Origin of the sequence: Zarconia navalis LEGE 11467 (assembly GCF_015207075.1) — a bacterium.
In the GTDB taxonomy this organism is placed as follows: Bacteria; Cyanobacteriota; Cyanobacteriia; order Cyanobacteriales; family Geitlerinemataceae; genus Zarconia; species Zarconia navalis.
Genome location: NZ_JADEXN010000138.1, coordinates 1 through 10186 on the forward strand (window position 1 = coordinate 1; position 10186 = coordinate 10186).

The following is a 10186-nucleotide window of genomic DNA, read 5'->3' on the forward strand; positions in this document are numbered from 1 at the left end:
GAGTTTTCCTATCGAGCGATCGCCATTTATGCTTTAGATGGAGAACCTATCGGTTATAGCGAAAAGTTTGTCAAGCTCATTCCCAATTCAGTTGAAGCACTCAATCGGCACCCGAATTGGCTATTTGAAGTCTTTCAACATCGCGCGCCGTTTGGATTTATTCCCTCGCGACTAACTGAATTTGGGTTGGGAATGATGGCAGGATTTGCCGCTTTTTACAAGCCGCGTCAGTTCGATCGCATTTTGTTTTCCCCCTATGCGGGATATATCGGATTCGGAATTTGGCTCGCCAGCCAGACTTTACTATATGTCGGATTGTGGGGATGGATTTTCGCCGATTGTGCCATTTCCTTTGGCTTAATTATCTGGCTGCTCAATTTTGCGCGTTTTTGTCAGAAAAAAAGCGGTCGCCTCTTTCAAGTTATTGCAACTCTTGGAATTTGGTCTTACTACATTTATTTAACCCATCATCCATTCGCACGACTCTTTCCCCAAGTTCGTAATTTACTACTGGCCGATCGATCGTCTGGACTCGTTCGACTCCTTCTATTCTCGGCTCTTTTCGCACTGACTCTTGTCTGTATTGGTGTAACGAGTTGGCTGCTGGCAAAATTCGATCGCTCCCAATATCCCGAAATCATCATGAGTGCGATCGTGGGAGGATTTCAAAAAATCGTTTGGATGGGTCAACTGGCGAAGCTTTATGGATTATGGATTCTAGTAAGTCTTCTACTAATATGTTCCGTCGGTAGCTTTACTAAATTCGCCCCCACTCAATTTGAGATGTCTAAAAAGATCGAGAACCTCAAAAAACAACAACATCGAATTTCGGGCCAAATCGACGATCTTCTCCATCTGAGATCGGGAAAGAGAGAGCATTAGAGGCAAGGGACGCTGGGGGAGAGTCAATGGATAATCGATCGCGAAAAATTGGTAATTCGCTATTCTCCCCATCTTCCTCACCGCGTCCGGTGTGTCCGGTGCGTCCGGTGCGTCCTCTTCCCCACCTCCTGACAAGTGTCGGTTTTTTACAATTAGGAGGAGTTGGGGGCGAAAAAGTCATCCATCGGAGTGTGAGGAAAGTGCCGCCAAGGAGAAAGACGAATAGGCAGGGGACTGGCAAAGAAATAAAGTACCCGCGCCTCAAAGATACACTGGTAGGGGACAAGCACGCAGCCATGCCGACAGGCGCTTGCGGCCGCGTTCCCCCTACGATGGGTAACTCTAAACCCGCACATCCCCAGATGGTTAAGTAAATTGGCCGGGTTGGCTGACAAAAAAACAGGGAAGATGAGAAACGAGGCGCATTTGGGGCGATGAGCGAAGGCGCACCGGGTGCCTATCCAGGTCGCGGATCGCTTTGTGGAGGATTTGGCATGGATCGCGGAGGATTGGATACGTGCAACGCGGCTCATAATGATAGGTTCAAGAAAGCTAAACCCGATATTTCTTGGAGATCGCTATGCATGAAAGCTCGCAAATCTGGTCATCGATCGGCAGTCCCAGCCACTGATAGCTACACGAGCATGACTAAATTAAATCGCAGGGAATTAATCGCAATGCTGGCGGGCTTTACCGCCAGTCTGACAGTGTCCGGCTGTCTCAATGGTAAGGACACGACCACCGCCGAAGTGGCCTCCACCTCCGACCGGCTAGGCAGGCTCCTGCCGTTACGCAATCTGGGTTCGTCTGGTTCGGCTGTAACCAACCTAGGGGCAGGCGGAGACCATATAGGGAGGGCCTCGGAAAGGGACGCGCAGGCCATCATCGAAAAAGCTTTGGAGGAAGGGGTGCGTTTCTTCGATAATGCCCCCCTATATAGCGATGGAGTAGCAGAGGAACGCTATGGGAAATTTCTCACGCCCAACTACAGAGATGTTTCCTTCATCATGACCAAAACCTTGGCCCGAAATAAGGCAGACGCCCTGGCGGATCTCGATGCTTCCCTCGCCCGCATGAAGACTGACTACGTGGATTTATGGCAGGTGCATGCCCTCGAAACCCCAGAGCGTGTGGAAGAGCGCATCCGAGACGAAATAATCGATGCTTTGCTTGAGGCTCAGGAATCAGGCAAAGTCAGGCACATCGGCTTCACTGGTCATGATTCCTTTGAAGGCCATCTCAAGATGCTCGAGGAGATCGAAAAACGGGGGGTAAAAATGGCTGCTGCGATGCTGCCAGTCAACCCCGCCGACCCTCACTTCAAGAGCTTCGTGACTAATGTGCTGCCCAGGTGTGTAGAGGCTGGCATCGGCGTGCTGGCTATGAAAACGCTGGCCTACGGGCGGTTCTTTGGAGGAAACCAGGGCTGGCGTCGTACAGAAGTCTCTCTTGAGCCGTTAATACCGGACGTTATTTCCTTGGAGGATGCCTTCGGCTTTGCATGGTCCCTGCCAGTTACCTGCCTTGTCAGTGGTATGGAAAGCGTCCAACAGGTTTCCCAAAATGCTGCCATAGCGCGTAAAACATGGAACTGGAACCAAGCCGAACTTCAGAGACGGATCGATGCACTAGCTCCCTTTGCCGGCCCGGATCTCGAGTTTTACAAGATATGAGGTCAGCGTCTAACGTACGGCTGCGCTAAACGTTCTAAGTGTTCTCAACAGGCTGCCGCTTTTTACCTGTCAGCAATTAGCCAGGTTCGCTGCTACACCAAAGCCAGTTTCATAGTTCACATTTCAATAGATTTGGCGTCCTTCGGTGGAATCCCAAACTTTTTTGAATAGTCTCGACTAAAGTGACTTGCGCTCTCATAGCCGACAGCAAAGGCTGCATCAGAAACAGAATACCCCTCTAATGACAGAAGCGAGTGCGCCTCGATAAGGCGTAATGTCTTTTGATACTGATGCGGAGTCGTTCCCGTTATTTCGCGAAATTTTTTGTAAAAAGACGACTCACTCATGCCAACCTCACGGGCAACTTCAGCGACAAGGAGCCCAGCACGATAATTGTTGCGTATGTGTTTTATCGATCGGGCAATATTATTAGCTGCGCTATTCATGGGAATCATCTGGCGAAGCATTCCACCCTGGGGAGCCCTTAACACTCGTAAATGCAATTCCTTAAAAAGAGAGGGGCCAATTAGCTCAGCTTCGAGCGGGTCTTCTATGGTTGTTATGAAGCGATCGAGGGTATCGATCAGCGCACTGTCTGCCCTTTCCGAATCAACCGAGAAAGCACGTTCTTGTTTTTCGACGATCTGCTCGATCTCGAAATAAAGGCTCCGAATAATTTTCATATCTATTTTTATAATCAGCGAGAGATAGGGAATTTCAACTGATGCCCGCGTAATTTTCGCATACACAGGTACGTGATGACTGATTACGATCGAATCACCAGCTGATAGTCGAAGAGTGCGATTGTCCAAATTTGTTTGCTTTGCACCTTGAAGTATGAGGCATAGTGCTGGTTCATAAAGTGTTTCGTTTAGCTCAGAGATATCTACTTCTTTGATGCAAAAAACGTCTTCCGAAAAATAATGAAGTGCGCTTCCACCTTCGTTCTTTAGCAGGGAGTCTCGCACTTTATTTCTTAAAGATTCGAGCATTTTTTAGCAAGAGTTGAACAAGAGTTATCTGTCATCTTGGCACAATTAGAGCAGCGGTTTTGTCGCAAAACAGAAAAAAAGGGGGAGTTAAGCTGTCACGCATTTAAATTGTATATATGGCATGAGGGGGAGATGGGGAGAGGGGGAGAGGATTTAATAGCTTTGAAATAAGTTACTCGTATACCAACTTAACTGCGCATTAGCTTACCCCATAGCGATATGGGATGACTCATTGGTGAAAGGTTAAGGCTGTATTCACTTTGTCAACGTCCAAATAATCAACTGAAAACCCGGCCCCGCGTCTTTCCTCTCCCTAAGCCAGCGGTAAATAGAAGCGAAACTCACTCCCTTCACCCAACTGGCTTTTTGCCTTAATTTTTCCCCCTTGCAATTCCACGAGACGACGAGTAATCGCCAATCCAATTCCCGTACCGCCAGAATTACGAGAACGAGAGGGTTCCGCGCGCCAGAATCGCTCGAAAATGTGCGGCAAATCCTGGGGTGAAATCCCAATTCCCGTATCGACGATCGCAAACCAAATTCGATCGGCCCCCCGCCACGCACGCACGACGATCGAACCCGACGGCGTGTACTGCATGGCATTGCCGATTAGATTGACGAGTATCTGTTCGGTGCGATCGCGATCGGCCAACACCGGGGGCAAATTTGCCGGACAATCAAGCTTAAGAACCGCCCCATCTTCGAGTAATTGTTCGGAAAATCGCTCCACCAAAGACTTCAAAAGCGGATACGCATCCAACGGCTGCGGATCGATCGTTAGATATCCTGTCTCTGCTTTCGAGAGTTCTTGCAAATCGTTCACCAACCGTTCCAATCGTCGTGTTTCTCGGGCCAGTTGTTGGTAAATTTCTGGGGATGGTTCGATTCGTCCCTCCGCCATCTCTTCGAGGTATCCCCGCACCACTGTCAGCGGCGTTCTCAGTTCGTGCGTCATGTCGCTGACGAGTTCTCGCCGTCGCTGTTCGATACCTTCAATGCTGTCGGCCATTCGATTGAAACTGGCACTGAGTTGGTTGAGTTCGGGAATCTCGCTTTTGGCCATCCGCCGATCCAAATTTCCGGCCGCAAATTTTTGGGTGATGCAGCGCATCTGCGTCAGCGGTTCGGTAATCCGTTGGGCCACCCAATAACTCAACGCACCGGCTGCCGTCCCTCCCACCAAAACCGACCAAAACGTACTGCGATTCCAGGTTGTTTCAAAGCCTTCTACTAAATACGTTCTGACCGATCGCACGTTGAAAAACGGCATCGGTTCGAGTCGTTCGAGTTGGAGAACGAACTGACGGGGAGAATAGACTTTGCTAATGAGAATGAAGCTAGCCAGTCCCACCCCCATGACGAAAAGATGGGAGAGAAATAATCGCGATCGCAGGTCGATTTTAGGCACGGTAGGAGGGGAAGCAGAGGAGGCAGGGGAGGCCGCGGTCGGACCCCGCGTCGGCGCAAGACGCAAGGGAACGCCGACCGTCGGGAGGCAGATTGGGAGTGTGAATTTTTAATTCTTTTCCCCCACACCCCAATTAACAATTAACAACTAACCATCTTCAAACTTGTAGCCAGCGCCTACTATGGTTTTAACAAACTGGGGCGATGATGGGTCGGGTTCAATTTTTTTTCGCAGTCGGGCGATGTGGGTATCCACCACCCGTTCGTCGCCAAAAAAGTCATTTCCCCACAGTTTTTCAATTAGTTGCGCCCGACTCCAAACTCGTCCGGGATAACTGAGGAACGTGGCAAGTAACTTAAATTCCAAAGTGGTTAGATCTAGGGTTTGAGAACCGAGATTCTCGAAGTGGCTTTGGGCCGTATGCCGATCGAGATCGAGGGTGAAATGGGGGCTGCTGTAAACTTGACCTTGCCCCCCCTGGCGCAGGCTGCGCCGCAACAGGGCCCGAACTCGCGCCACCAACTCGCGGGGACTGAAGGGTTTAACCAGATAATCGTCGGCACCGGTAGACAAACCGATGACCCGATCGATTTCTTCTCCCTTCGCCGTCAGCATCAATATATAGGGGTCCTTGTCTTCTGGTTTTTGGCGGATGCGGGCGCAAACTTCTAACCCGTCGAGTTTCGGCAGCATCAAATCCAACACCACCACATCCGGTTGCGATCGCCCAAATTCCTCCAACGCCCCCCAACCGTCCCTCGCTAAAACGCACTCAAAACCTTCTCGTGTCAAAGTTTGCTCGATGAGTCGGGCAATTTCGAGATCGTCTTCGACAATTAAGATTTTCATCGGTAACTACACTGGCAACTACGCCGACGGGGCGATCGCAGCGATACAATCGATTTCGACCCGTACGTCCTTGGGTAATCGGGAAACTTCCACGCAGGCGCGGGCTGGTGCGGTGGCTTCGTCGAAATATTTAGCGTAAACGGCATTGACGGCGGCGAAGTCATTCATATCAGCCAAAAAGACCGTGGTTTTCACCACATCGCCAAAAGTTGCCCCGGCGGCCCTCAGAACGGCTTCGAGGTTAGTCATCACCTGTTCGGTTTGTTTGGCAACATCGCCGGTATGAACGATTTTACTGGTTTTGGGATCGATGGAAATTTGTCCGGCGGCGAAGACCATTTGCCCGGCAGCGGCGATCGCTTGGTTATAGGGTCCAACGGGGGCTGGAGCGTTCTCAGTATGAATGACTTGATGGCTCATGGCGTTTCAAAATTGATAATGAAAAATAGATAATTGACAATTCTCTTTTGTCTCAAATTTGTCTCAAATTGTTCTCACCAAGTGCGAGAGGGTAAAAAGAGAAAGGCTTTCAACCGAACCTGTCAATTATTGTCTTACTTATATTACGATCGTGGGCTTCCCTGGCGACCTTACTTTCGATCGCGGGGCGATCGCCCCGAAGATCGCGTACAATGCAGCAAAAGTAACTATCCTCAGTCCGAAAAACTCGCGACCGTGACGAACCAAATCTATCCATCGGCTCAACCTCCCTCCATCGAACCGACTTTCTATTATTTTGCCTACGGCAGTTGTATGTGTCCTGTGGATTTGCAGCGTACCCTGGGGGAAAATACCCGCAACTACGTCGTGGGAACGGCTATCCTCAAGAATTACCGTTTGGCATTCAATCGTCGATCGCACCATCGCAACTGTGGCGTTCTCGATGTCGTCCGCGATTCCCAGTCTCGGGTGGAAGGGGTGCTGTATCGCCTGCCGTGGCGACTTAGCGATCGTCTCGACGAACGGGAGGAGGTTCCCACCTGTGGCTATCGTCGGGAAACCATTGAAGTGGAATCGGGCGATCGTCGCTACACCCAAGTGCGAACCTACACTGTCGTCGATAAACTCTCCCGAGAACTGGCTCCCAACGATTGGTATTTTCAAGTGGTACTTCGGGGTGCGGTGACTTGCGGACTTTCCGAGCAGTATTGCTGGCAGTTGTTCGAGCATATGTACCGACTTCAGCAAGATCGACAAGCGGTTTGAAGGGGATTTATACTATCACCTCACCGACAGACGAGCGCAGAGTTTTCAAAAGCTCGATCGCCTGGGGAAATTCCAAGGTATGGGGTAAATATTGCTTTGAAGCAAGAGTCCCTAGAGTCAATCCAATGCCACGCACGTTATTCAATTTTTTAACGATTTCTAAAATATTATCTGAGTTAAAGTCTACTGAAATGATTACTGGATTTATCGTTGCAATTTGGTTGATATCTTCGATTTGAAGTTCTTCGGGGTATTTTGGACATTCATTTTTAAAAAAACTCCACGAATTTTGAACGACGGGAAGAATCTCAATCTGAAAATATTCTGTATTTAGCGCTTCTACGTCCTGGAACCGACTCAAAATCCAGGAGGGATCGTCATCGTAAGATGCCTCAATGCCAGCATAAATTAAACCAACTCCGAGTTCCTGCAATGTTCGCCGAAAGTCGATCGGTGGAATTTCAGGAAAAGGAAGTTGGACGTAAGTTAATCCACAGTTTTGAATGAAATTTAGACAAGACTGAGTATTACAATCTCGAACAGAAATCTGACCGCATAGTTTCGCATTTTTTAAATTTTTTTGAATCTCAATTGCTTCCTTCTCTAAAACTTTACGTCGATCTGAAAACTGAATGCTATCACTAATACTAATGCTAATAATATCTACGCATAATTCATCTAGCTGAGATGCTTCATAAACTGAATTAACGCGGTCGACTTTTACGATTTTTTTTCGATCGGTTAGTGTTATCATATCTTACTCTTTATTTTCGTCAACATAAATAATTTTTGCTTTTTCTCCAACGATTGGCTTATAGGCTTTATCTACTACTTTAATTTTATCTTGTGTTGATGTCGAAATTTTATAGTAACGACCCAGATGCCTTCCTCCTCCAGGATGTACTTGTATATTGGTAATATCGGGATGTCCGTGAATTCTAATTTGAATAGAACGTTTAGATCCTTTGGTCGATTGCTCGATCGTTGCACCATAGCCTACTTTTTGGAAAGATGCTTGGATTTGCATGGCCGACCGTCCCCAAATTAATGTAGGATTTTCAAGAAGTTCTTCCTCCAAGTTGTCCATTTAGCGTGCTAGTAATTTTCCCAAAATCGATAGCTTCGCAAGATTTTACAATCGCTTCATAACAGTCAGAGCAATAAAATGGACGGTACCGGTATCGCGATCGCGAAAGTAACGCTGTCCGATCTCCCCAGACTCGATCGTCATCTTTTGAGGAAGGCGAATTTTAATATCGGGATCGGAAATTGATGCTCGATCTTCATATTCCCAACTTCCAATTAAAGGTTCAAATTGAGTTATATCCTCATTTTCACTCAAAAGCAGCAGACTAAATGTACTCTGAGTCAATTGTTTCCAGCGCAGTTCGCGCTCGGCATCGAACATTCGTCCTTCGGGAGAGGGAAACGCTTCCTTCAAGGTTTTGACGATATCGCTCGCTTGATGATGCCATCGAAGACAGTAGTAACTATTTGGCTTTTTCCACTGTTCTAATAATATTTGGAGTTCTTCTGTCGATACAGATTTTTTGATGCCAACGAATCCTGGCATATAATTCATTACACTTTTAAAAAATTTAACGATCGATAAAAAAATTGATTCTTTTCAAGATTCTAGCTTACATATCTTGGCTTTCGCCTGCTGTGGTTGCCCCCACACAACTCGTTCGTGTTTGTAAATTGCCATGCCTGGTTTTGCGCCTTTGGGTTTGTAAACATGCTTCGGTTCGGTATAAATAACCGGAGCGATATCGCTTTGACTTGCACGACTATAATACGCCGCAAAATTGGCCGCAAATTGCATATCTTTATCCTCGGGAACGGCACCGGGTTCTAAGCGTAATAAAACGTGACTGCCGGGAATTTCTTGGGTATGAAACCACAAATCGTAATCGTTTGCCACGCGAAAGGTAAGGCGATCGTTTTGCTGGTTGTTGCGCCCGACGAGCAGTTCAAAACCATTGGGGGTTTGATAGCGATGAAAGTGATTTTTCGTCGCATCCACATTGCTCCGACTGCGGTATTGGGGAATGGGTAAATACTCCTGTTCGATGAGTTCGTCGCGAATTTCTTCGAGGGCGAGCAAATCGGCAGGGGTTTGGTACTCGCTATCTCGATCGAGAGCTAACTCTACTTGTTCTAAATAAGAAATTTCGCCATTAACTTGTGCCAAGAGCGGCTCGACAGCTAGACGAGCGCGTTTTAGTTTTTGATGTTTCTTATACAGCAATTGTGCGTTTTGAACGGCATTTTTTTCGGGATTGAGGGGAATATTTACCGGTTCTCCCGTTTCAAAATCATTTAATAGAATTTTCTTCATTCCCGGCTGCCATTGGTGTAAATAAGCCATCAATAAATCCGCTTGCTGCCGGAAAGAATCAGCATCATCCGATTGCTGCAATCGTTCCTGAAACGTATTTTGCTTCACCCGCAATTTCGCCAGTAGGTTCTTGAGTTTTTGAGCGAGTTGATGGCGAAGTTGTTTGAATTCCTGGTGGTTCAATTCTTTGGTGTAGTAACCATCGAGCAGAACTTGCACGGTATCGGCAACTCGATCCAGATTCCAGCCGAGACCCGTATACCCTCCAACTGTCCAACCCGGTTGAAACCCATCGGTTTCCAAAACTTCTAGCCATTCTTGTCATTTTTGAAATAACTGCGTCCACTCCGACTCGTTCAGGGTATCGGTATTGCGATCGGGATCTAAACCGATCGAGCGTACCATCGAGAGTACCAACGCCGAACTCAATCCCCGATAGCTCTTCACCAAATTTCGGCGCAGGGTTCCGGGAACTAACGCCACTCGTTCTTGCCAGTGCTGTTGCGACTCTTCTAAGCTGGGCATCGGATCGGTGAGTGCGGGAGGCACTTCGTAGACATCTCCAGTGAGAACGGGACGCACGCGGGACTTATCGGCGCTGACTTGGTGTGCGGCGGTGACAATTTCGTTGTTGGCGTTGGTAAGAATGGCGTTGCTGTAGTTCCCCATAATCTCCGCATACAGGTGCCAAAGGATCGGATCTCCGGGACGGCGAGCGAACTGAAAGTCCAAAACCCTCTCCCAGGGTGCGATCGCTTCGATGGCGACCAATGCCAATCCTTTGAGCTGATGGCGCAGTTGGTCGCTAAACGTGAAGGTATCGGGTGCTTTGGGG

The 10186-nt window shown here is 48.1% G+C and carries 11 protein-coding genes and 1 pseudogene; 4 read left to right on the top strand and 8 right to left on the bottom strand.

Features of this window, described 5'->3' with window-relative positions; translation table 11 throughout:
- The 3 genes from IQ235_RS09365 to IQ235_RS09375 all read left to right on the top strand — a co-directional run.
- On the top strand, window positions 1–882 hold an 882-nt coding region (locus tag IQ235_RS09365), incomplete at its 5' end, for a hypothetical protein (RefSeq protein WP_264321210.1).
- A 26-nt stretch (window positions 883–908) separates the two neighbouring features.
- Window positions 909–1256 (top strand): hypothetical protein, encoded by a 348-nt coding sequence (locus tag IQ235_RS09370; RefSeq protein ID WP_264321211.1) that lies wholly within the window; start codon window positions 909–911, stop codon window positions 1254–1256.
- A 303-nt stretch (window positions 1257–1559) separates the two neighbouring features.
- Window positions 1560–2555, top strand: coding sequence for an aldo/keto reductase (locus tag IQ235_RS09375; RefSeq protein WP_264321212.1), 996 nt, complete (start codon window positions 1560–1562; stop codon window positions 2553–2555).
- A 116-nt stretch (window positions 2556–2671) separates the two neighbouring features.
- Here IQ235_RS09375 and IQ235_RS09380 read toward each other — a convergent pair whose 3' ends face one another.
- The 4 genes from IQ235_RS09380 to IQ235_RS09395 form a co-directional block, all read right to left on the bottom strand.
- On the bottom strand, window positions 2672–3547 hold the full coding sequence (locus IQ235_RS09380; RefSeq protein ID WP_264321213.1) for an AraC family transcriptional regulator: 876 nt from the start codon (window positions 3545–3547) through the stop codon (window positions 2672–2674).
- Between the two features lie 313 nt (window positions 3548–3860).
- Window positions 3861–4955, bottom strand: coding sequence for a sensor histidine kinase (locus IQ235_RS09385; RefSeq protein ID WP_264321214.1), 1095 nt, complete (start codon window positions 4953–4955; stop codon window positions 3861–3863).
- A 147-nt stretch (window positions 4956–5102) separates the two neighbouring features.
- Window positions 5103–5804, bottom strand: a complete 702-nt coding sequence (locus IQ235_RS09390) for a response regulator transcription factor (protein ID WP_264321215.1) — start codon at window positions 5802–5804, stop codon at window positions 5103–5105.
- An 18-nt stretch (window positions 5805–5822) separates the two neighbouring features.
- On the bottom strand, window positions 5823–6224 hold the full coding sequence (locus IQ235_RS09395; RefSeq protein ID WP_264321216.1) for a RidA family protein: 402 nt from the start codon (window positions 6222–6224) through the stop codon (window positions 5823–5825).
- A gap of 255 nt (window positions 6225–6479) precedes the next feature.
- Here IQ235_RS09395 and IQ235_RS09400 point away from each other — a divergent pair, with 255 nt between their 5' ends.
- Window positions 6480–7010: a gamma-glutamylcyclotransferase family protein gene (locus IQ235_RS09400; protein WP_264321220.1), complete on the top strand. Its 531-nt coding sequence runs from the start codon at window positions 6480–6482 to the stop codon at window positions 7008–7010.
- Between the two features lie 7 nt (window positions 7011–7017).
- Here the strand turns inward: IQ235_RS09400 and IQ235_RS09405 are convergent, their stop codons facing one another.
- The 4 genes and pseudogenes from IQ235_RS09405 to IQ235_RS09420 all read right to left on the bottom strand — a co-directional run.
- Complete coding sequence (locus IQ235_RS09405; protein ID WP_264321217.1) at window positions 7018–7764, bottom strand: hypothetical protein; 747 nt, start codon at window positions 7762–7764, stop codon at window positions 7018–7020.
- Window positions 7765–7767: 3 nt separating this feature from the next.
- Window positions 7768–8097, bottom strand: a complete 330-nt coding sequence (locus IQ235_RS09410; RefSeq protein WP_264321218.1) for a hypothetical protein — start codon at window positions 8095–8097, stop codon at window positions 7768–7770.
- Window positions 8098–8142: 45 nt separating this feature from the next.
- Window positions 8143–8583 carry a hypothetical protein gene (locus IQ235_RS09415; protein ID WP_264321219.1) on the bottom strand — a complete coding sequence of 147 codons (441 nt, stop codon included), beginning with the start codon at window positions 8581–8583 and terminating at the stop codon, window positions 8143–8145.
- Window positions 8584–8637: 54 nt separating this feature from the next.
- A pseudogene (locus IQ235_RS09420) lies at window positions 8638–10186 on the bottom strand (Rqc2 family fibronectin-binding protein); the annotation flags it as partial.